We start from the raw sequence: 22,264 nt of genomic DNA, 5'->3' as shown, positions 1-22,264 counted from the left end.
GCCCAAAAAGTCAAGCCTGTTTTGACTTCAAAACCAAACGTGCAATGGAAAGAACCACATAAAACGCGAAAAATGCGGCGAGAGCCCAAGCAAAACCATTGGTTCCGTTCAAATCCATCGACACGCCAACGATCTGTGGACCGCTGATCGTGCCAATTGCATAACAAAAAATGAAGGCTGCGTTGGCTGAAACAAGGTCAGAGCCGGTCAGGCGCGAGCCCAGATGCGTCAGGCCCACCGTGTACATGCCGGAGACACAGCCACCCCACAAAAGCAGCATGGAGGCCAGCAGAGCCCAGCTTTGCACCAGAAATGGCAGGGTCAGCGTGCCGACAAAGCCTAAAAGCGCCATCAAACCCAGCAGCAGACGCCGGTCTTTGAGGCGATCGGAGAGCAGGCCAATCGGGATCTGGAAGGCCATGTTGCCCACACCCATCACCGTCAGCAACAGGGCTGCCTGCGATTCGTTGAAACCTTCGCGCGTTGCATAGATCGGAAACAGCGAAAGGCCTCCGGCCTGCACCGATCCAAACACAAATGCGGCGGCCGAGGCCATTGGCACCAGCCAGATGTAGCGGGCGAAGTGATGATTCGGCTTTTCGTCGAGCCGCGGGCTTTCCTTGCGGGCGAGAAAGATTGGAATCACCGCCAGCAGGATCACACCTGCACCTGTCACAAACGGCGTGATGCCATCACTGCCAACCAGCGAAAACAGCAGAGGGCCGGCCGCAAAGCCGACGGCAAGGCCGGTAGCATACATGCCAAGCACCATGCCGCGCTTTGAGGGCGGAGCGGTGGCATTGATCCAAAATTCGGAGAGAATGAAAAGCGTGGTGGTCGCACCATGGAAGACGATGCGCAGCGGAAACCACATCCAGAAGGCGTCAGCGAAATAAAAGCCCAGTGCGCTGATGGCCGAGATGAACACGGCAATAATCATCGTGCGCGCCACACCGCAATCATGCGCCAGTCTTGACGTCAGCGGCGCGGCGAGCATCGAGGCTACACCAGCCATTGCAGAGTTCACCCCGATCATCGTCGACGATATGCCGCGCTTTTCGAGAATCATGCTGAGTAGCGGCAGGCCAAGCCCGATTGCCACGCCAACGGCGCTGATCGCGGCAATTGCCGCAAACAGGGAAGGCCAGTGAATTTTGTCGGTGGCATGGGTACCGCAGGTTTCAGGCTTTGTCATATAGACCTTCAAAGGTGCTCGCGGACGGCAAGTCCGTGACGCATGAAATAAAACGGTACCGCGTTTTCAAAGGATAGCGCTGGATCAACTATCATGAGCTTTGTGACATCTTCGAGAATGCTGCGCGTAATTTGCGCCATGTTCAGACTGCAAAGGGCGTCCGTGTCAAGCCATGACACGTCAACAAGTTCATCCGTATCGTGTAAAGTACCGGGATCTACACCCGCTTCATCGGTAAACGCGCAGAAGAAACGTGTGTCATAGCGCCTGATATGGCCAGGTGGCGTTATGGCGCGTGCCACAAATCGCAGGCGTGAAAGATCCGGCACATGAGTTGTGGATGAAGTGGCACACAGCCCGGTTTCCTCATGCAATTCGCGCAGTGCTGCCAGCGCAAGCGCCCGTGCGCCACCGACACCCAGTGGCCGGGAGACGCGTTTGCGCAGTCCTGAATGCACCAAGGGGTCAAGATCGCCGGTAAAGGGCAGGGTGTGGTCGTAACGGTCGCGCCGGCCGCCGGGGAAAACATAAACGCCGGGCATGAAAACATGTCCGGCTCCACGTTTACCCATCAGGATTTTAGGGATACCGCTGCTGCGGTCTATCAGGATGATCGATGCGGCGTCGCGCGGCCGTGTTGCCGCGAAACGTTGCTCCGGAAGCGTTACACCCCTGTCCGGTGACATTGTTTAGAACGATGAACCGTCGATTTGCACCTTGTCCGGCTCTCGTCCGAAACCATGCATTTTCAGCGCCCATTGCAGGCCGATGACACCGCCCTTGATGGGTTGCAGCGTCACGAGTGCAGCCAGAATGGTAATCGGCACCCAGATGGCGAAGTGTACCCACATCTCCACCGCCATGATCATGTCGGTCATCATGAAACCACCAACGGCAATGTGGCCGAGAATCACGATGGAAATATAGGGCGGCAGGTCGTCGGACCGCTCGTGGTGCATTTCTTCGCCACAGGCTGCACATTCATGTACAGGCTTCAGCCAGGCACGGAAAAGCTTGCCGCTGCCGCAGGCCGGGCAGGTGCCGCGAATACCGCGCATGATGGAACGTCCTGTGGGACGGTCGTTTGTCGAGTCGCCAAAAGTCACGGTATCATGGCTGTTATCTGCACTCATGACTGCTTCCTTTTTCTGGCGGCTCTTATCCGCCCGTGTTATCTGCGCCGTCTTGGTGGCCGTGTACCCGGTTTTGCCGATACTCTTGAGGTCTTGCGACCCGCCTTGTGGAAGGACCGCGTAGCCGTCGGCATTTTGCGACCTTCACTCAATATCTCAAACCGAAGCGCACCGGCCAGAGGCACAGCTTCAGCGAGGCGAACCTGAACAGTGTCGCCAAGCTGATAGCCAAGCCCGGTCTTTTCACCTGTCAGAGCCTGATGCGCCTCGTCATAGATGAAATAGTCCGTGCCAAGTGTAGATATGGGTATGAAGCCGTCTGCACCATAGTCAGGTAGCGCGACAAAAAGTCCCGCTTTTGTGACGCCGGAGATTCGGCCTTCAAATTCTTCGCCGACCCGCTCGGAAAGGTGGTGGGCAATCAAGCGGTTGATCGTATCGCGTTCGGCGGCCATGGCGCGGCGCTCGAATGTCGAGATTTCGGCTGCAATATCGTCCAGCATGCCTTCTTCGGTTGGCGTGATGCCGCCTTCACCAAAGCCAAGCGAACCGACCAGCGCACGGTGCACGATCAAGTCGGCATATCGGCGGATCGGCGATGTGAAGTGGGCATATTTCATCAGGTTCAGGCCAAAGTGCCCGATATTGTCAGGACTGTAGATTGCCTGGCTCTGCGAGCGCAGCACCATTTCATTGACCATGATCTGGTGTGGCGTGCCGAGGGCACGCTCCAGAATACCGTTGAATGAGTTGGCACGCATGGCACCACCCTTGGTCATGGAAATGCCGAGTGTGTTGAGGAACTCGCGCAGCGTTTCCTGTTTGGCAAGCGATGGCGTGTCGTGAACACGGTAGACCAGCGGCTGCTTTTTCTTTTCCAGTGTCTCGGCGGCGGCCACGTTGGCCTGGATCATCATTTCTTCGATCAGCTTATGGGCATCCAGCCGCTCTGGAATGATGACCTTGTCCACCGTGCCATTGGGGCGCAACAGGATCTTGCGTTCCGGCATGTCGAGTTCCAGTGGCTGGCGACGATCACGCCCGCGCTTCATGATCTCATAGGCATGCCACAGTGGCTTGAGGATCGGCTCCAGGAGTGGTCCGGTCTTGTCATCAGGCTTGCCATCAATGGCGGCCTGCGCCTGCTGGTAGGAGAGTTTTGCCGCACTCTTCATCATGATGCGGTGGAAGGTATGGCCAGCCTTGCGGCCTTCCTTGGAGAAGATCATCCGCACGGCAAGGGCAGGGCGGTCGACGCCTTCCTTCAGCGAGCAGAGATCATTCGAAATGCGCTCCGGCAGCATCGGCACGACACGGTCGGGGAAATAGACCGAGTTGCCGCGCTTCAGCGCTTCCCTGTCCAGCTGCGAGCCGGTGCGGACATACCAGGAGACATCGGCAATCGCGACAGTCACGATCACGCCGTCGGGATTGTCAGGCGATGTATCAGGCTCGGCATAAACCGCATCGTCATGGTCCTTGGCGTCGGCCGGATCGATAGTGATCAGCGGCAGGTCGCGCCAGTCCTCACGGTGCGTCATGGTCGCAGCCTTGGCCTCATCGGCCTCGTCCATCACACCTTGCGGGAATATGTGCGGGATACCATGGGCATAGATGGCGATCATCGAGATCGCCTTTTCCGACGCGACGGAACCGACGACCGACAGCACCTTGGCGCGTGTCAGGCCATAACGACCGCTGTTGCGGCCAACTTCGACTTCGATGAGATCACCGTCCTGCGCGGTGCCAACACCTTCCGGGTCGATGACCATTTCATCGCCACGGCGCTCGATCGGCATCAGCCGTCCACCGCCACCGGGAGTGGCTTTGAAAACGCCAAGCAGGGCACCCTGACGGCGGTCAAGAATTTTAATGATGCGGGCCGTATAGGCAGGGCCACCACGATCCTTGGCGGGGAAAATCTTGGCCAGCACGCGGTCGTTCAGACCGGCGGTTGGCGCCTTCTTGCCACGGTCCTGGGATGACTGGCGGATCAGCACGGCAGGGGCAACGCCCTGTTCATCAAGCCACTCGGCCGGCCGTGCAATCAGTTCGCCATCCTTGTCGCGGGTGGTAATGTCGAGAACGGTGACGGGCGGCAGTGCGCCCGGCCGTACCAGCGACTTACGGTTTTTCTGCACCATGCCGTCGACTTCAAGCTCCTTCAGCAGGGCTTTCAGTTCGACACGGGTTTCACCTTTCAGGCCAAAAGCCTTGGCGATTTCGCGCTTCGATGCCTGTTCGGGATGGTCGGCAATAAAACGCAGCAGCACGTCGCGCGGCGGTACCTGGCCGTGTACAATGTTTTCGCTTTCGCTCACCCGTTTTCCACGCCCTGTTCTTCCGAACCCATCGTTGGAGGAGCCGGTTGTCTTGCGTGGGGATTTGCTCACGATTCCGCCTTCTTTGCTTTCGGTGCAGCTTTTTTCGCCGCGGTCTTGGCCTTGGCAGCTGTCTTGCTTTTCGCTGCCGCCTTCGGCTTGGCCTTTGCCGTGGTCTCACCATCAGCCGATGCGGCCTTCGGCGTCGCCTTTTTCGCCTTTACCGGCTTGCCACCGGTGCCGGTCTTGGCAATGCGCTCGGCAATCAGCACCAGGGCTTCTTCCATCGTCACACTGTCAGGGGCCTGCGCCTTCGGAATGGTGGCATTGACCTTGCCCCAGTTGACGTAAGGACCAAAACGGCCGTCACGCACGGTAATCGCGCCGCCATCCGGATGGTCACCCAAGGTTTTCAGCGCAGCCGGTGTCGAGCCACGGCCACGTCCCGGTGCAGCCTTCTTTTCGGCAATCACGGTCACGGCACGGTTCAGACCAATCGAAAATACGTCTTCGACGCTTTCAAGGTTGGCATAACCACCATCATGCAGCAGGAACGGACCATAACGACCGATACCGGCAGAAATCATTTTACCGGTTTCGGGATGCTGGCCGACATCGCGTGGCAGGTTGATCAGTGCCAGTGCTTTTTCGTGATCGATCTCTTCCGGTTTCCAGCCTTTAGGCAGGGATGAACGCTTGGCATCCTTGCCTTCGCCACGCTGGATGTAAGGTCCGAAACGGCCGGAGCGCAGTGTCAGCTCTTCACCAGTATGCGGATCAGCACCCAATGCCTTTGGTTCGTTGAGAGCGGCCGCATCTGCTTCCGCGCCCTCCGAGTTCAACTGGCGGGTAAAATTGCATTCCGGATAGTTGGAGCAACCAACGAACGCGCCGTATTTGCCAAGCTTGAGAGACAGGTTTCCTGTGCCGCAAACCTGGCAAATGCGCGGATCGGAACCGTCTTCGCGCTTTGGAAACACCAGCGGCGCCAGAACTTCGTTCAGGGCATCCAGCACGTTGGTGACGCGCAGTTCCTTGGTGTCTTCAATCTGTGCAAAGAAGTCCTTCCAGAAATCACGAAGAACCTGCTTCCAGTCCAGTTCGCCAGCGGAGATCCGGTCGAGCTTTTCTTCCAGATCGGCGGTGAAGTCGTACTCCACATATTTTGTGAAGAAGCTTTCGAGGAATGCCGTCACCAGACGTCCACGCGAATGTGGAATGAGCTTGCGCTTGTCGATGACGATATATTCGCGGTCACCAAGCGTTTTCAGCGTCGCGGCATAGGTGGAAGGACGGCCGATGCCGAGTTCTTCCATCTTCTTGATCAGCGATGCCTCCGAATAACGCGGTGGCGGTTCGGTGAAGTGCTGGCTGGCATTGATCTTCTGCTTGGCGAGGTTCTCGCGCGCATTGATCTGTGGCAGACGGCCTTCATCGTCACCGTCGTCACTCTGTTCGCCATCTTCTTTCTGGTCGGTATAGGCGGCAATAAAGCCGTCGAATCGGATGACCGAGCCGACTGCGCGCAAACCAGCCTGTTCGCCATTGTTGGTGGCAATAATTTCAACGGTGGTGCGTTCAATTTCAGCCGACGCCATCTGGCTGGCAATGGCACGCTTCCAGACCAGATCGTACAAACGGAACTGATCAGGATCGAGAAAACGCTTAACCTGATCCGGCGTTCGGTTGAAATCGGTCGGGCGAATGGCTTCGTGCGCTTCCTGCGCGTTCTTGGCCTTGGTGGAATAGAACCGCGCCTTGTCCGGCACATAACGCGCACCAAACTGCTCGCCGATCGAACTGCGTGCAGCGTCAATCGCTTCCGGTGCCATCTGCACACCGTCGGTACGCATATAGGTGATCAGACCGGCAGTTTCGCCGCCAATGTCGATACCTTCGTAAAGCTTCTGGGCCACCTGCATGGTGCGGGAGGCGGAAAAGCCCATACGCGACGACGCGGCCTGCTGCAGGGTAGAGGTGGTGAAGGGAGGGCCCGGGTTGCGCTTGACCGGCTTTGCCTCAACGCTGTCCACGACATAGGACGCGCCTTCGAGAAGGGCTTTCAAGCGGTTGGCGTCATCGCCGGTCTTGATGCCACGTGCCTGCAGGCGCTTGCCATCGGCTGCCACCAGCTTTGCTTCGAATTCGTCACCGCGCGGCGTCTTCAACAGCGCTGAAAGGTTCCAGTACTCTTCGGAAACGAAACGTTCGATTTCCGATTCGCGGTCGCAGACCAGACGCAAGGCCACTGACTGGACGCGGCCGGCCGAACGGGCGCCCGGCAACTTGCGCCACAGAACGGGGGAAAGATTGAAGCCAACGAGATAATCAAGTGCGCGGCGGGCGAGATACGCATCCACCAAGGGAATGTCGAGATCGCGTGGCTGCGCCATGGCATCCAGCACGGCCTTCTTGGTGATGGCGTTAAACACCACACGCTTGACCGGCTTATCGCCCAGCACCCGCTTTTTCTTGAGCAGGTCCAGCACGTGCCAGGAAATGGCTTCCCCTTCGCGATCAGGGTCGGTTGCCAGAATAAGGCCATCGGATGCCTTCACGGCATCGGCGATATCCTTCATGCGTTTTTGCGACGCGCTATCGACCTCCCAGGACATTTCAAAGTCCTGATCGGGCAGCACTGAGCCATCCTTGGCTGGCAAGTCCCGCACGTGTCCGAAGGATGCAAGAACCTTGTAGCCTGGGCCGAGATACTTGTTGATCGTCTTGGCCTTGGCCGGAGATTCTACGACGACGACATTCATATTATTGTTTCTCTGGACAAGGTTCCGCCAATAATTCCTGCCGCGCCCTTTGCCGACACACGGCTCTCAAGTCTTTCGACATGGACAGGGAATTGCTCCGGGTCAAGGGGGAAACGCAATTTTCTGTCCTGTAAAACAAATTGTATGAGTGGGTATTCCGCTGCCGTTTTACAATCGAAGATGGTTTTTTGCCCGTTTTCATCCATTGGAAATCAGCGATATCTTGCCCCCGGCATGGCGCTGGATGCGCCCGGCAATTTCCAGTTCCAACAGCACAAGCATGATGGCCGATGCCGACAGACCTGTGTGGCGAATAATGTCATCCATCTCGACCGGCGAGGGGCCGAGCGCATTGGCAACCAGCGAACGGTCATCGTCGCGCGGCTCGCTTATGTCGCGGTGTTGGGCCGGTTCACTGATGTGGCTGAACAGCGGCAGATCGGGCGCGACCAGCGGCGAGATCGCATCCAGCACGTCTTTTGCTTCGGTAATCAGCGTCGCACCGTCCTTGATAAGGCCGTTGGTTCCCTGACAGCGCGTGTCGAGCGGTGAGCCGGGAACCGCAAACACCAGCCGCCCGAAATCGCCAGCCAGTCGGGCCGTGATCAGAGAACCGGAACGCTGCGCCGCCTCGACAATGATCACGCCCAGCGAAACACCGGCAATCAATCGGTTGCGGCGTGGAAAGTCGCGGGCACGTGGCTCCCAGCCAAACGGCATTTCACTGATGGTCACGCCGCCATTGGCATATATCTCATCCAGCAGCGAAAAGTTTTCCGGTGGATAGGGGCGGTCCAGTCCGCCGGCCAGCATGGCGACGGTGCCGGTGGAAAGGCTGGCTCGATGGGCGGCCGCATCAATGCCGCGTGCCAGACCGGAGGCGATCGTATAGCCTTCACGCCCGCAATCGCGCGCCATCATCGCGGCAAATTTGACACCGTTGATCGATGCGTTGCGCGAACCGACAATGCCAATGCTGGGGCGAGTTGCCGTGCTGCCGTCACCCCTCATGGCAATCAGCGGCGGCGCAGCATCAATTTCCTTGAGGGCTGGCGGATAGTCCGCCTCACCAATGCCGACGAAGCGCGCGCCAAAACGCTGGGCGATTTCAAGTTCGCGTTCTGCTTCGTTCACGGTGGTAATATGAAGGTTGCGGGTGGAACCGCCCCGCCGCGACAGATCGGGCAGGGCATCCAGTGCCTTTTCGGCGCTGCCAAAATGATTGATCAACTGGCGGAAGGTTGCAGGGCCGATATTTTCGCTGCGGATAAGCCTCAGCCATGCAATTTTCTGTTTTTCGGAAAGCGGCATGCCGCTCGGTCTTGCACCGTCATCCGGCATTTCGCGCCCCCGCTTCGGGCCGCAAATGCTGTCAGCCCTTTTTCCCTATCTTGCTTTCCGTGCCGGCAATCAGTCTGGCAATGTTTTCGCGGTGTTTCCACCAGGAAATGATGCTCAGCAACGACACCAGCAGGGCCGTCTTTTCCGGGCCTAGTATCCACAATGCAACCGGAATGACAAGCATTGCAACCAAAGCGGAAAGCGAGGAATAACGTGTGGTGAAGGCGCACAGCAGCCATATCAGTGCAAAGGCCAGCATCATGCGCCAGTCAGCACCTAGCAATACGCCGATATAGGTGGCAACACCCTTGCCGCCCTTGAAACCCAGCCAAACCGGGAACAGGTGACCGATAAAGGCAAAAAAGCCAGCAACCAGCGAGGCTTCATAACCCCAGAGCTTGGCTGCGAGAAGCACGGCAACCGTGCCTTTCAGCGCATCGCCCACCAGTGTTGCGGCAGCCAGCTTCTTGTTGCCGGTGCGCAGGACATTGGTCGCGCCGATATTACCGGAACCGATCTTGCGTACATCGCCCAATCCGGCCATGCGCGTCAAAAGCAGGCCAAACGGAATGGAACCGAGCAGGTAGCCGAGAAGTGCAGCCGCCGCCAGAAGGGCAGGCGCCGTTTGCAATGTCATGAGTTCACTCATTCAGTCCCCCTTATGCGCATCGGCTAGAGAACCGGACCCAATTTCCGGAAAGCCGATGCGTCATTCTATATATAGAGCATTGTTGTGTAGTGTCTTTAAAGACGCCTGTGCTCTACGCGCTGTACACCAGCTTGCCTGCCACATAGGTCGAAACTGCCCGGCCGCTGAACCGCGCATCTTCAAACGGTGTGTTTTTGGATTTAGAGACCAGTGCATCCCTTGAAACCAGCCATGGCTCGTCGAGATCGATCAGCGTGATATCCGCCTTGGCACCCGGCTTGAGCGTGCCGGCATCCAGGCCGAAAATCTGTGCCGGACGGGTGGACAGCGCATCGATCAGGCGCATGAGTGGCACATGGCCGCTGTGGTGCAGACGAAGTGCTGCCGCCAACATTGTCTCCAGACCTACGGCACCGCTTGCCGCGTCACCAAACGGCAGGCGCTTGGTGTCAACGTCCTGCGGGTCATGCGAAGACACGATAATGTCGATCGTGCCGTCCTTCAGCGCTTCAACCATGGCCATGCGATCATCTTCGGCGCGCAATGGCGGCTGCAGCTTGAAGAAGGTGCGGTATTCGCCAATGTCGTTTTCGTTGAGTGTCAGGTGGTTGATGGAAATGCCGCTTGTGGCTTTGACGCCACGGGACTTGGCAACCTTGATTGCTTCTGCCGATTCCGGCACGGAAATCTTGGCAGCGTGGTAGTTGGCGCGGGTCAGGCCGGCAATGCGCAGGTCACGCTCCAGCGGAATGATCTCGGCTTCTTTCGGCACGCCGGACAGGCCGAGCCAGCTTGCAAAAAGCCCCTCATTCATGTCGCCGCTGCCGATATATTTGTCGCGGGTTTCAAGGGCGATCACCGCACCCAGTTCGCGGGCATAGGTCATGGCACGGCGTAACACCAGCGTGTCGGACAGCGCGTGGCGACCATTGGTGAAGGCGACCGCACCGGCTTCCTGCAACAGGCCGAACTCGGTCATTTCCTCACCCCTCAACCCCTTTGTCAGGGCCGCTGCCGGGTGCACGTTCACGATGGCCTTGTCACGCACCATCTTTTTGACGAACTCGACCAGCGCGATGTCGTCAATGACAGGATCGGTGTCCGGCATCATGATGAAGGATGTCACGCCACCGGCGGCCGCTGCACGCGAAGCGGATTCGATGGTTTCGCGGTGTTCGGCGCCGGGTTCGCCAATAAACACGCGGGCATCGACCAGGCCGGGAACGGCAAGCAGACCCTTGGCGTCACGGACGGTGGCACCTTCAGGCGTGCCTTGGTTTTGCGCATCCTTGCCAGCGGCGAGGATCGTGCCATCGGCGTCGATGATGATCGTGCCGGTTTCATCGATATTGCGGGACGGGTCGATGATACGGGCGTTCTTGAGAACGGTTGCGACGCTCATGCGCGTTCTCCCTGATTTTGCGAAAGAAGCAGGGTTTCCATGACAGCCATGCGCACGGCAACACCCATTTCCACCTGGCTTTCAATCACGCTCTGCGGGCCATCGGCCACTTCGGAGGCAATTTCGACACCACGGTTCATCGGGCCGGGGTGCATGACCAGCGCGTCTTCCTTGGCGGCTTTCAGCTTTTCGGCATCCAGTCCGTAATAATGGAAATATTCGCGCACCGAAGGCACGAAGGAACCGGCCATGCGCTCACGCTGCAAACGCAGCATCATCACCACGTCGGCGCCTTTCAGACCCTCCGCCATGGAGTGGTACACTTCCACGCTCATGTCGGTGATACCGGATGGCAAAAGCGTTGGCGGTGCAACCACACGCACCCGCGCACCCATCTGATTGAGAAGAATGATGTTGGAGCGGGCGACGCGCGAATGCAGCACATCACCGCAGATCGCAACCGTAATGCCGGATAGACGGCCCTTGGCGCGACGGATCGTCAGTGCATCAAGAAGCGCCTGAGTCGGGTGCTCATGCTGGCCATCGCCGGCGTTCACCACAGAGCAGGCCACTTTTTGCGCGAGAAGCGCGGCTGCACCAGCCGACGAGTGGCGCACGACCAGCACGTCCGGCCGCATGGCGTTCAGTGTCATGGCCGTATCAATCAGCGTCTCACCCTTTTTGACGGAGGAGTTGCCGACCGACATGTTCATCACATCGGCGCCCAGTCGTTTGCCGGCCAGTTCAAACGAAGACTGTGTGCGGGTGGATGCTTCGAAGAACAGGTTGATCTGCGTCAGACCACGCAGAGTGGTGGTCTTTTTCTCGCGCTGACGGCTGATTTTGACAGCCTCATCGGCCTTGTCGAGAAGAGTGGTGATATCCTGATGGGAAAGGCCCTTGATGCCAAGCAGATGGCGGTGGGGGAAGAAGACCATGCGGTGTGCCTCCTGACGGGCGCCGCATCTTCCCTTGAAAATGCCCGGAACGCCCGAATGCTGTATCCGTGCGCTCCCATTCGCTGTGAACACGCCTGTGGAGTGCCGCGGAATTCGGTCCTGCGCTCTATAGAGAACGCATCGGCGTGGGGCAAGCGTCCGATAGTGGATGAATGTGAAAACGTGGTGATGTTTCCCCCACTTGCTTTATATCAAGGCGTGAACCGAGATGAATGGGCAGTGTCGGGACAGGTTGAGCGGTCACTACGGCCGTTCAGGGTGAATTGGAAACGATAGATATGCAGTCCTATTCCGCTTTTGCATTTGCCATTCTTGCGCTGTTGCTGACACCGGGCCCGACAAATACGCTTCTCGCCTTGTCCGGTGCCGGGCGAGGGGTGCGCGCATCGTTGCCCTTGATGCTGGGCGAAATCTGCGGTTATCTGCTGGTTGTCGTGCCGCTGACCATGCTGGCATCGGAGTTTCTGGCCACGCACACCGCCATTTCGCAGGCAATCAAGCTGTGTTCGGCGGTCTGGGTATCGTTTCTGGCGATTCGCCTGTGGACATTGCCACAGTCGACATCCACCGCACATGCCATCACCTTGCGCCGCGTTTTCGTCACCACATGCCTTAACCCCAAGGCAATCATCATCGCACTCGTTTTAATGCCGCAGGGGTCGGTCGCGGAACTTCTGCCCTATATCGCCATGTTTTCCATGCTGATCATCTGTGTGGCGCTCGTTTGGCTGTCGGCCGGTTCCTTCTTGATACGCGGCGCCAGCGAACATTCGCCACGGCTGGTACGCTGCGTTGCCTCGGTATTTCTGATGGCACTATCGCTTGGCCTTGCGGGAAATGTCTTCGGTATTTTGTAAGGCGGGTTGCAAGGCAGAGAAAGTTGCACATGGGGGAATGGAATTGCCACGACAGCTTCTGATGGGTGGCATTATCCAATATGACCCCCATGCAATTTGGAAAAAACTCAGCTAGAAGCAATTCATGACTCAGAATTCCCGGACTGAAGAAGCGCTCGCCGAATTGAATCAACCTGCCCCATGGGCGGGAATCAATGCCTATCGCTCGGACCCTCTTATCGTTGACCTGACATCGGATCTGGCGCGCCCGTTGCGTGACGAATTCGACCAGCTTGGACGCTATGTTACCTCGCCTGAGGCGCAGGAACTTGCCCGCATGGCAAATCAGGGCGTGCCGCAGTTGCGCACCCATGGTCCGCGTGGCGAGCGCCTGGATCAGGTGGAGTTTCATCCGGCATGGCATGCGTTGATGCGCCGTTCCATGGCGTCGGGCCTGCATTCCAGCGCCTGGGAAACCAATCCCGATACCCGCGGCAACGAGCATAAGGCACGTGCCACGCGGTTTTATCTGACAGCGCAGCTTGAAGCCGGCCATCTGTGCCCGTTGACCATGACCAGCGCCTCGGTGGCCGCGCTCATGGCATCGCCACGCGTCCAGAAAGAGTGGGCGCCGAAAATCCTGTCGCGCAAATATGATTCGACCAACAAGCCGGCCATGCAGAAAACTGCCGTCACCATCGGCATGGGCATGACGGAAAAGCAGGGTGGCACCGATGTGCGTGCCAACCGCACCAGTGCTGAACGGGTGGGCGAGGGTATCTACCGCCTGTCCGGCCACAAGTGGTTCCTGTCAGCGCCGATGAGTGACGGTTTCGTCATGCTGGCGCAGATGGGCGATGGCATGGGCTGCTTCCTGGTGCCGCGCATTCTCGAAGATGGTTCGTCCAACGGCCTGCGCCTGCAGCGCCTGAAGGACAAGCTCGGCAATCGTTCCAACGCGTCGGCCGAAGTCGAATTCACCGATGCCTTCGGGTACATTCTGGGTGATCCGGGTACCGGCATTCGCACCATTCTCGACATGGTCACGCTGACACGGCTTGATTGCGCGCTGGCATCGGCTGGTATCATGCGCGCCTCGCTGGCGGAAGCGGTGCATTATACCCGTGGTCGTCAGGTGTTTGGCAAAAATCTGATCAGCCAGCCGATCATGACCCGTGTTCTGGCCGATATGGCTCTGGATGTGGCAGCTGCCACGGCGCTGTCTTTCCGTCTGGCCTCGGCCTTTGACAATGCGCGTAACAATCCGGCCGAAGCCGCTTATGCGCGCGTCATGACGCCAGCCGTCAAATACTGGTGCTGCAAGATCGCGCCTGCCTTGATCTACGAATCCATGGAATGCCTGGGTGGCAATGGTTACGTCGAAGAGCGCCCGATTGCCCGTCATTACCGTGAAGCCCCTGTGAATGCCATCTGGGAAGGCTCCGGCAACGTCATGGCGCTGGATGTCCTGCGGGTGCTGGAACGGGGCAAGGATCTGTTCGAATTGGTGTTCAGCGTTCTTGAACGTGACCTTGGGCCATCTGGCAAGAAGACCACCGAAGTTCTGCGTGCCGCCATTGCGCTGTGCGAGCGTGATGAGGGTGCAGCCCGCCTGCTGATCGAACAGCTGGCACTGGCCGCAGCGGCCGCTGAACTGTGCCGACTGGGAGCAGGGCGCATCGCCGATGCCTTCCTGGAAACCCGTCTGGCGGGTGGCTGGCGTTCGACCTATGGCATGCTGGATTCGCGCTTCGACGCCTCCTACATCGTCGACCTGCTTTATCCCCCTGTTTCATAAAGCCTGACTGCCCATGACAGCCTTGATCGAGAACATTTATGATCCGGCGCTGGTTGAGGGGCAGTCCTCGCGTTTCATCATCCTGACCGGCTGCTCGGGCGGCGGAAAGTCCGCGTTGTTGTCGGAACTGGCAAAACGCGGTTTTGACGCCTGCGAGGAGCCGGGCCGCCAACTGGTCAAGGAACAGCTCTATATTGGCGGCGATGCGCTGCCTTGGCAAAATCTGTCGGCTTTCATCGATCTGACGATTTCGCGTTCCATCAATTTCATGATCGAGGCTGCCAAACGTCCCGGCGTGACGTTTTTTGATCGCGGTATTATCGATCAGATCAGTGGCGCGGCCCATGCCGGTCTTGAACCGAAACCGTGGTTTGAAACGGCGGTCCGCAGATTCAGGTATAACGAGACGGTATTTGCCGTTCCGCCATGGCGGGAAATCTACCAGACGGACAGCGAACGACAGCATGGTTTTGACGATGCTGTGGCCAGTTACGAGGCCTTGATTCAAAGTTACAGCGATTATGGCTATCGCGTTGTAACGATTCCCAAAACAAATGTTGAGGATCGTGCGGATTTTCTGCTGAAAACAATTTCCAATCGCGATTCTATGCAGTAATCCGGCTAACAGCATGTCTCCCGGTGGTGAAACACATCAGGGGTAAAGACAGGCGACACAACATGACAACAGACAGGTCGCATGAATCAGATTGATGACGCAGCGCGCTGATAACGCGCACCGCGTTGAAAGTTTTTTCTGTTTTCCGGCAACAACAACAGACAGTTAGACGCCTTGCTCGAATCGATACTTGAAACAAAACCGGCCCCGCGCATCAAGGATCGCGCCGCGACGGAAAAGATCATCTTCAATGCCGCAAAAGCTTTGCTGGCAGAGGAAGGCTTTCAGGGCTTCGGCATCAACGCCGTTGCGCGCCGTGCTGGCTGCGACAAGCAGTTGATCTATCGTTATTTTGGCGGGCTTGAAGGTCTGGTCGATGCGATTGGCGAAGACCTTGGCTCCTGGGTCAAGGACCGCATTCCCGAAGACACCGGCGGCATGTTTTTGCTGACCTATGGCGACCTGATGGAAAAGCTGGCACTTTATTTCATGGACGCGCTGCGAGAGGATCCGCTGGTCTGCAAGATCGTTGCCTGGGAAGTGTCTGACAGTTCCCCGCAAGTGACCCGTCTGGCGGAAGCCCGTGCCAAGTCGTTAGCCAAGTGGCTGGAACGCATGAAGGGATCGCTGGCGGCACCCAAGGGTGTTGATACCGCCGCCGTTAATGCCGTTTTGTTCGGGGCGATCCAGCACATCGTTATTTCCGCTGCCACCAGCGGCCAGTTTGCCGGCGTGCCGATGAAGACATCGAAAGATTGGGAAAAAATTGAAACCGCTGTCAAGCGGCTGGTGAGGGGCGTTTACGGCTGAGATCGCCTATCTATCATGGTATATAAGTAAATCAAAATACAAACCCGTCGGAACTTATCCGACGGGTTTTTGTTGTTTTGGCGGAGGGAAAGTTTTCCACAGTTGGACGGCTCACGTTAACCATGTTTTCATGTTGTGTTTGCGCCATCAATTCTGCAGGTCCACATTACGTTAATGATTTGTTAACCATGCGTCGGTTGGGCGCATGCAGAGGAACCGCCGTGTACCGTTGGATATCCTTGGGCGTCATGATGACGTTTTTTGCATTCTTGCCGTTGGACATTTATGCTCCGACTGTGAACCTGTGTATAATGGCCTTCGCCAGATGGATCGTCGTGTCCGGTCTGCCTTACGGTGTGTTTAATCAGGAGCAGTCGGCATGAAGTGGTTTCTGATTTTGTGGGCCGGGCCAATCACGCTTCTGGGTAGCTGGTACGGTCTGTCATACTACGACATGAGCTTCGGCATCTTTATGCTGACGCGTGAAGCGCATGAGTTGGTGTTCAATATCTATGGAAATATTCTCGGCATTCCGCCCGAGACAATTCCGCCATTGGTGGCACGCGCCATCGTGGTCGACAGCCTGATCGTGTTTGCGATCATGGGCTTTCGCAAGCGCAAGGCCATTGCCAAATGGTGGCGGGGAAATGCTCAGTCTTCAGATGGCAGCGAGATCGTCCTGCCAAGTGCCGACAATCTGTCCAGAGCGCCTTGAAGAATAAAGCTGGCGGCGGCCGAATCGATGCGTTCGGCCCGCTTGGCACGGGAAACATCCATTTCCAAAAGCGCACGTTCTGCCGCAACCGTTGAAAGACGCTCGTCCCAATAGACAAAGGGCAGGTCGGTTTTTTCACCCATTGAGCGCACGAAGGCGCGGGTTGCCTGAACACGTGGTCCCGCAGAACCGTCCATGTTCATCGGCAGGCCTATAACAAAGGCCAGAACTTTTTCCTTCGCCGCGAAATTCAGAAGAACCTGCGCATCCTGCGTAAACTTTACCCGTTTGATCACCGGGCGAGGGGTGGCAAACCGTCGTGAAAGATCCGACATGGCAAGGCCTATGGTCTTTGTGCCAAGGTCGAGACCTGCAATGGCCTGGCCCGGTTTCAGAACCTGCGCCAGTTCCTCAATGGTAATGTTCGCCATGGTTCTGCCCTGTCATGATGTGTTTATCGTTGCTGACATATGACATTTTCTACCGTAACAGAAACGAAAATCTGAATTGAAATCAGGAGATACACGATGAAACTGACATGGCTTGGTCACTCCGCTTTCCGTCTTGAAACCGGAAATGCCAAAATTCTCATCGATCCGTTCCTGACGGGTAACCCATCCTTCACCGGCCAAGACGCCAAGGATGTGGCAAGCGGTATCACCCATATCCTTTTGACTCACGGTCACGGTGACCATGTTGGCGATACGGTGCGCTTGGCGCAGGAGACGGGTGCCACGGTTCTGGCCAATGCCGATCTCGGTGCATGGCTTGGCACCAAGGGTGTTGAAAAGATCGAAGTCGGCAACACCGGCGGTACCGTCGCGTTCGAAAAGTTCGGCTTTTCCGCCACCTTCACCAATGCACTGCATTCTTCCGCACAGATCACCGAAGACGGCGTTTCGCACGCACTGGGCAATGCCAACGGCCTGATGCTGCATTTCGAAGACGGTCCAACTGTCTACCACATGGGCGACACGGATATCTTCTCCGACATGGCGCTGATCAACGAGCTGCACCAGCCTGAAGTTGGTCTGGTGCCGATCGGTGACCGCTTCACCATGGGTGGTGCGGTTGCAGCGCTTGCCTGCCAGCGCTATTTCAACTTCCGTTATGTCGTGCCTTGCCACTATGGCTCGTTCCCGATTGTCGATCAGACACCGGAAAAGTTCGTCGCTGGCATGGAAGGCGCCCAGTCCACGGTTGAAACGCCGAAAGCCGGGGCAAGCATCACGTTCTGATATTCTACCGTTGCGAATGACGGGCATGAACATTATAGCGAAGTGAAGCAGTTTCAGGAAAACCGGCCGCCGGTTTTTGCTGGAAACAGCACAAGAACACGAAAGGGCCGGTCACAGCTCCCGAAAGGGCGGTTACCGGCTCTGGATATTCCATCGGAGAAGAAACATGTCCGTCGATCTCGCCACCGTAAAACGCGTTGCGCAACTTGCCCGTATTGCCGTCACCGAAGACGAAGCAAACCAGATGCTGGGCCAGCTGAATGGCATCCTTGGCTTTGTGGAGCAGCTCTCGGAAGTGAATGTCGATGGCGTTGAGCCAATGACGTCAGTTACGCCGATGGAGATGCGCAAGCGTGCCGATGCCGTGACTGATGGCAACAAGGCGGAAGACATTGTGGCCAATGCGCCGGTGTCCGAACGGAACTTCTTCATGGTTCCAAAGGTCGTCGAGTAAGCCTTGGATATACTGGCGCGAAACGCGTGACGCAGTTTCGCAAATGCCAGTGCCAGATAGGAACTTGATAACCGAATTTGCCAGTCCGATTTTCTAAAATTCGAAAGCCGTTGCCGATATGACCGAACTGACCAGCCTCACCATTGCCGAAGCACGCGAGAAACTGCAGGCGAAGGACATTACCGCCGTCGAACTGACGGACGCCTATCTTGCGGCTATTGATGCTGCCAATGAAAAGCTGAACACCTATGTCGCCACCACGCCTGAAAAGGCACGTGAGATGGCAAAAGCGTCTGATGAGAAGTTGGCAGCCGGCAAGGGCGGTGCGCTCGAGGGTATTCCGCTTGGCGTCAAGGACCTGTTCGCCACGCGCGATATCCACACGCAGGCCTGCTCGCACATTCTCGATGGCTTCAAGCCAAAGTACGAATCGACAGTCACCCAGAACCTGTGGGACGCCGGTGCGGTTCTGCTGGGCAAGCTAAACATGGATGAGTTCGCAATGGGCTCGTCCAACGAAAGCTCTTATTACGGTCCGGCCATCAACCCATGGCGCGCCAATGGTTCTGACCAGAAGCTGGTGCCCGGCGGTTCCTCCGGTGGTTCGGCTGCTGCCGTTGCTGCACATCTGTGCGCCGGTGCAACCGCAACCGATACCGGTGGCTCTATCCGTCAGCCTGCTGCCTTCACCGGCACAGTCGGCATCAAGCCAACCTACGGCCGTTGCTCGCGCTGGGGTATCGCAGCCTATGCATCCTCGCTCGATCAGGCCGGTCCGATTGCCCGCGACGTGCGCGACGCCGCCATCCTATTGAAGACCATGGCAAGCGTAGACACAAAGGATACAACGTCGGTTGATCTGCCGGTGCCGGACTATGAAATGGCCATCGGCCAGTCGCTGAAGGGCCTCAAGATCGGTATTCCAAAAGAGTACCGCATCGACGGCATGCCGGAAGAAATCGAAAAGCTCTGGGAACAGGGTATCGAGTGGCTGAAGGATGCGGGCGCCGAGATCGTCAACATCTCCCTGCCGCACACCAAATACGCTCTGCCAGCCTATTATATCGTCGCACCTGCCGAAGCCTCGTCCAACCTTGCCCGTTATGACGGCGTTCGTTACGGCCTGCGCGTTGACGGCGGCAATATTGCCGAAATGTACCAGAACTCCCGCGCTGCCGGTTTCGGCAAGGAAGTTCAGCGCCGTATCATGGTTGGCACCTATGTGCTGTCGGCTGGTTATTACGATGCCTATTATCTGAAAGCGCAGAAGGTTCGCACGCTGATCAAGCGTGACTTCGAAAACGTCTTCCATGAAGGTGTTGATGCCATCTTGGCGCCAATCACCCCGTCGTCTGCATTCGCCATTGGTGATGAGGAACTGGCATCGGATCCAGTCAAGATGTACCTGCAGGACGTGTTCACCATTACGGTCAACATGGCTGGCCTGCCGGGTCTTTCGGTTCCGGCCGGACTTGATGGCAAGGGTCTGCCACTTGGTCTGCAGCTCATCGGCAAGCCGTTTGAAGAAGAAACGTTGTTCAAAACAGCTCATGCCATTGAGCAGGCCGCAGGCAAGTTCACGCCTGCCAAGTGGTGGTAAGCACCTTTCACATTCGTGCTATGAACGAGGCTGACCGTGAAGCGGTCGGCCTCGTTGGTTTTCGGGCATGGCAATCCAGCAATGCATTCGAGGATGTCTATCTCGATCCATCAGTCATTGAGCGTGTCCGGGGTGAATTTGCGCAATTTGCCGCCACATCAACCGGCGATATCGCAGTGGTCGAGATCAACGGTGAGATTGCCGGCTGGGGTGCGCGTGATGGTGATCCCAACCACATTTCGGACCTTTGGGTCGGCCCTGAATGGCAGGGGCGTGGCATCGGTCGCGCACTGGTGGAGCATTTTCTGCAGAAGATGCGCGCAGCCGGCATCGGGACCGTAACGATCAGCACCCATGCCAAAAACGTCTCAGCCATCCGCCTTTACGAAAGGTGCGGTTTTCAGATCGTCTGGCAGGGCCAGCAATGGTCTGACAGCATGAAGGTGGAACTGCAAAAAGTGCGGCTGGAACAGGTGCTCTAATCTGCAGAGATGCACCGGGCAGCATTGCTACCGCCCGGCACAGCCATTTACCTGTTGTCGAGTTCACCGCGTACCAGTTCCAGCCCGCGTGTGGTGATGCGATAGGGTTTTCCACCGGCAGAGGCGATGGCCCGCTTGCGTTTCAGCTTGCGGAAGGTCTCGAGGTTGAGACCGCTGAAAACCCAGCCGTCACGGGTGTAAAGGCTCAGCTTTTCGATTTTGCGATTGTCGTCTCGAACGAGTTCTATTCTGCCGCCTTGCGCGAGCAGGTGAAGGATGCGCTGTTCGGCGCGTGAAATGTCCATTTTCGGAAATCCGGTCGGCGTCCTCAAGGACGCATGAAAACACACCCGGGTGCCACAAAAGCATCCGGCTCGGTTTCATTTGGGCCCGGCGCGCAAGGTACTTGCGGGCAGGGCCGTTACCGGGACTCCGATTGAGAGAACATAAAAGCTCCTTCGTTACATTTTCTGGTTAGCGAGCAGGGCCGCCATGGTCAAGTCCAGGTGATTCTCGTGTTGTGCGCATCCTGTTTCAATCCGTGTTGCTGTGTGCGCATGGCCACAGAACACGGCCACGGCGGTAAATGAGACAACTCTCAAATATACATGTTGAATGAAGAGCTTGGCGAAAGCTTGTACTAGTCAAATGCGGGAATGAATGGTCTACTGCAACCGGACGATCGGAGGTAGCATTTGGTCAGCATACGCAATGCGCGGGAAGACGAAGCGGCATCACTTGCAGCCCTGGGGTTGCGGGCCTGGGAAATGGCCATGGCGCCGATTGGCGTTACCAAAGCGCTCAGTGAAAACGCCCGATCTGCCTTTGAAAATTTCACGCTGTCCTCATGGCTGAGCATTACGGTCGCCGAACTGGATGGCGAAATTGTCGGCTGGGCGGCACGCGAACACTTCGATGACAAGATCAGTGATTTCTGGATAGCGCCGGAATATCAGCGCAAAGGCGTGGGGGCACTGCTCCTTGCCGATGTCGAACGTGAAATTATCGAGCAGGGCTTCACATCAGTGCGGGTGGAGAGCCATGCCCAGAATGAGCAGGCCATCGCCTTTTTCCAGAAGCATGGCTACAGCGTGAACTGGTTGACCGTGACCTATGCTCCGAAGCTGGACCGTGACGTGCAATCCATCGGCTTGAGCAAACAATTGGTCGAGGAGCCGAAGGATACCTACGGCCCCGGATTTTAACGCATTGCACAGCCGCCCAGATTAAGGGGCGGCCGACACGATCTCGTAGGTGCATTTGAACGAGCTGGCGGCGATCCGGTAGGTGTCCTTTTCGTCTGACGGCACCTGCACAATGGCATCGCCCGGCTTGGCAACCATGTTTTCACCCCAAGGCGCGGTGAAGGTGAAGGCGCCGGTTTTCTCCGACACGATGAAATAATTCATCTCGCTGCCAAGCGGCTTGAAGTCGCTGTAACCCTGCGCATCGGCCGGTGATTGCGCCTCGCCATAACGCTGTGGAAACTTGGCGGCCTTGACCAGTATCTCCTCGTTGCCGGTTTCCGGGCAACGGTTGCGAACAACCCAGTCACCGGCTTCTGCCGGTTTGGATTTGGTCTCGACACCTTCACCCTTGATGATGGTGACGATAACCTCTCCCGCCACTGCGGGGCGGGCATCGACGTCCTTGGTCTTGCGGGCAATGCCCGTCAGTTTCTGTGCCTTGGCGTCGGTCATCAGGGCAACCTGATCCTTGACCGGTGCATCCTGGGCAGGCGCCATGCCGGCAAAAAAGAGGCTGGCTGCGAGTGATCCGTAAAAGAGCGAAGTTTTGTTCATGGCGATGATCTCTGTGTGAGGCGCAAAACGCTGACGGAACCGATAGAGTGCGGAGCGTTACCCAATATATTTTCCAATTGTGTGACAAGGCAACTTGTCCCGGCTTCAACAGCGCGACAAGTCTTGCGCATGCAGCACATTTGTTTTACCC

At 57.3% G+C, this 22,264-nt stretch carries 22 protein-coding genes; 10 read left to right on the top strand and 12 right to left on the bottom strand.

The annotated features are described in order from the left end of the window. Positions 1–10: 10 nt before the first annotated feature. From M2418_RS05060 to M2418_RS05020, 9 genes are all read right to left on the bottom strand, one after another. A complete protein-coding gene (locus M2418_RS05060; protein WP_192487582.1) occupies positions 11–1,195 on the bottom strand; it encodes an MFS transporter in 1,185 nt (394 codons plus the stop codon). A gap of 8 nt (positions 1,196–1,203) precedes the next feature. Beyond that, positions 1,204–1,881, bottom strand: a complete 678-nt coding sequence (locus M2418_RS05055; protein WP_259145182.1) for an NUDIX hydrolase — start codon at positions 1,879–1,881, stop codon at positions 1,204–1,206. A 3-nt stretch (positions 1,882–1,884) separates the two neighbouring features. Next, on the bottom strand, positions 1,885–2,328 hold the full coding sequence (locus tag M2418_RS05050) for a DUF983 domain-containing protein (RefSeq protein WP_250982782.1): 444 nt from the start codon (positions 2,326–2,328) through the stop codon (positions 1,885–1,887). 38 nt (positions 2,329–2,366) lie between these two features. Then, positions 2,367–4,721, bottom strand: coding sequence for a ribonuclease R (rnr, locus tag M2418_RS05045; RefSeq protein ID WP_259145177.1), 2,355 nt, complete (start codon positions 4,719–4,721; stop codon positions 2,367–2,369). Beyond that, a complete protein-coding gene (gene topA, locus M2418_RS05040) occupies positions 4,718–7,411 on the bottom strand; it encodes a type I DNA topoisomerase (RefSeq protein ID WP_259145170.1) in 2,694 nt (897 codons plus the stop codon). The genes rnr and topA overlap by 4 nt, the downstream gene beginning before the upstream one ends. 198 nt (positions 7,412–7,609) lie before the next feature. Further along, positions 7,610–8,752, bottom strand: a complete 1,143-nt coding sequence (gene dprA / locus M2418_RS05035; protein WP_259145168.1) for a DNA-processing protein DprA — start codon at positions 8,750–8,752, stop codon at positions 7,610–7,612. 31 nt (positions 8,753–8,783) lie between these two features. Then, positions 8,784–9,401, bottom strand: a complete 618-nt coding sequence (plsY, locus tag M2418_RS05030; RefSeq protein WP_259145166.1) for a glycerol-3-phosphate 1-O-acyltransferase PlsY — start codon at positions 9,399–9,401, stop codon at positions 8,784–8,786. Between the two features lie 112 nt (positions 9,402–9,513). Then, entirely contained in the window at positions 9,514–10,803 is a 1,290-nt protein-coding gene (locus M2418_RS05025) for a dihydroorotase (protein WP_259145161.1), read from the bottom strand. Next, entirely contained in the window at positions 10,800–11,741 is a 942-nt protein-coding gene (locus M2418_RS05020) for an aspartate carbamoyltransferase catalytic subunit (RefSeq protein WP_259145159.1), read from the bottom strand. The genes M2418_RS05025 and M2418_RS05020 overlap by 4 nt, the downstream gene beginning before the upstream one ends. A gap of 299 nt (positions 11,742–12,040) precedes the next feature. Here M2418_RS05020 and M2418_RS05015 point away from each other — a divergent pair, with 299 nt between their 5' ends. The 5 genes from M2418_RS05015 to M2418_RS04995 all read left to right on the top strand — a co-directional run bounded on the left by M2418_RS05015 (position 12,041) and on the right by M2418_RS04995 (position 16,537). Continuing rightward, complete coding sequence (locus M2418_RS05015; RefSeq protein ID WP_259145157.1) at positions 12,041–12,619, top strand: LysE family translocator; 579 nt, start codon at positions 12,041–12,043, stop codon at positions 12,617–12,619. 124 nt (positions 12,620–12,743) lie between these two features. Further along, positions 12,744–14,396 (top strand): acyl-CoA dehydrogenase family protein, encoded by a 1,653-nt coding sequence (locus M2418_RS05010; RefSeq protein WP_259145155.1) that lies wholly within the window; start codon positions 12,744–12,746, stop codon positions 14,394–14,396. Between the two features lie 13 nt (positions 14,397–14,409). Continuing rightward, the gene (locus M2418_RS05005) at positions 14,410–15,012 is read left to right on the top strand and encodes an AAA family ATPase (protein ID WP_259145152.1); all 603 of its coding nucleotides are present in this window, start codon (positions 14,410–14,412) and stop codon (positions 15,010–15,012) included. A 174-nt stretch (positions 15,013–15,186) separates the two neighbouring features. Beyond that, positions 15,187–15,822, top strand: coding sequence for a TetR/AcrR family transcriptional regulator (locus tag M2418_RS05000; protein WP_192487887.1), 636 nt, complete (start codon positions 15,187–15,189; stop codon positions 15,820–15,822). A gap of 379 nt (positions 15,823–16,201) precedes the next feature. Beyond that, entirely contained in the window at positions 16,202–16,537 is a 336-nt protein-coding gene (locus M2418_RS04995) for a DUF6105 family protein (RefSeq protein ID WP_192487594.1), read from the top strand. Here M2418_RS04995 and ruvX read toward each other — a convergent pair. After that, positions 16,474–16,968: a Holliday junction resolvase RuvX gene (ruvX, locus tag M2418_RS04990; RefSeq protein ID WP_250982773.1), complete on the bottom strand. Its 495-nt coding sequence runs from the start codon at positions 16,966–16,968 to the stop codon at positions 16,474–16,476. The two genes, M2418_RS04995 and ruvX, sit on opposite strands and share 64 nt — an antisense overlap. Before the next feature lie 96 nt (positions 16,969–17,064). On the opposite strand from ruvX, the gene M2418_RS04985 reads away from it, so the two are divergent. The 4 genes from M2418_RS04985 to M2418_RS04970 all read left to right on the top strand — a co-directional run bounded on the left by M2418_RS04985 (position 17,065) and on the right by M2418_RS04970 (position 20,311). Continuing rightward, positions 17,065–17,775: a metal-dependent hydrolase gene (locus tag M2418_RS04985; protein ID WP_192487596.1), complete on the top strand. Its 711-nt coding sequence runs from the start codon at positions 17,065–17,067 to the stop codon at positions 17,773–17,775. A 166-nt stretch (positions 17,776–17,941) separates the two neighbouring features. Next, positions 17,942–18,229, top strand: a complete 288-nt coding sequence (gatC, locus tag M2418_RS04980) for an Asp-tRNA(Asn)/Glu-tRNA(Gln) amidotransferase subunit GatC (protein ID WP_192487597.1) — start codon at positions 17,942–17,944, stop codon at positions 18,227–18,229. Between the two features lie 118 nt (positions 18,230–18,347). Further along, complete coding sequence (gene gatA / locus M2418_RS04975) at positions 18,348–19,829, top strand: Asp-tRNA(Asn)/Glu-tRNA(Gln) amidotransferase subunit GatA (protein WP_259145145.1); 1,482 nt, start codon at positions 18,348–18,350, stop codon at positions 19,827–19,829. Positions 19,830–19,849: 20 nt separating this feature from the next. After that, positions 19,850–20,311 carry an N-acetyltransferase gene (locus M2418_RS04970; RefSeq protein WP_259145141.1) on the top strand — a complete coding sequence of 154 codons (462 nt, stop codon included), beginning with the start codon at positions 19,850–19,852 and terminating at the stop codon, positions 20,309–20,311. Between the two features lie 47 nt (positions 20,312–20,358). On the opposite strand, the gene M2418_RS04965 is transcribed toward M2418_RS04970, so the two are convergent. Continuing rightward, on the bottom strand, positions 20,359–20,616 hold the full coding sequence (locus tag M2418_RS04965; RefSeq protein ID WP_259145138.1) for a YjhX family toxin: 258 nt from the start codon (positions 20,614–20,616) through the stop codon (positions 20,359–20,361). Positions 20,617–21,006: 390 nt separating this feature from the next. On the opposite strand from M2418_RS04965, the gene M2418_RS04960 reads away from it, so the two are divergent. Continuing rightward, a complete protein-coding gene (locus M2418_RS04960) occupies positions 21,007–21,516 on the top strand; it encodes a GNAT family N-acetyltransferase (protein WP_259145136.1) in 510 nt (169 codons plus the stop codon). A 21-nt stretch (positions 21,517–21,537) separates the two neighbouring features. On the opposite strand, the gene M2418_RS04955 is transcribed toward M2418_RS04960, so the two are convergent. Continuing rightward, positions 21,538–22,113: a hypothetical protein gene (locus tag M2418_RS04955; RefSeq protein WP_259145135.1), complete on the bottom strand. Its 576-nt coding sequence runs from the start codon at positions 22,111–22,113 to the stop codon at positions 21,538–21,540. Positions 22,114–22,264: the final 151 nt, after the last annotated feature.

The organism is Rhizobium sp. BIGb0125, assembly GCF_024810055.1.
In the GTDB taxonomy this organism is placed as follows: domain Bacteria; phylum Pseudomonadota; class Alphaproteobacteria; order Rhizobiales; family Rhizobiaceae; genus Agrobacterium.
The sequence above is the reverse complement of the archived record's forward strand: the minus strand, read 5'-3'. Positions and strand labels throughout refer to the sequence as shown.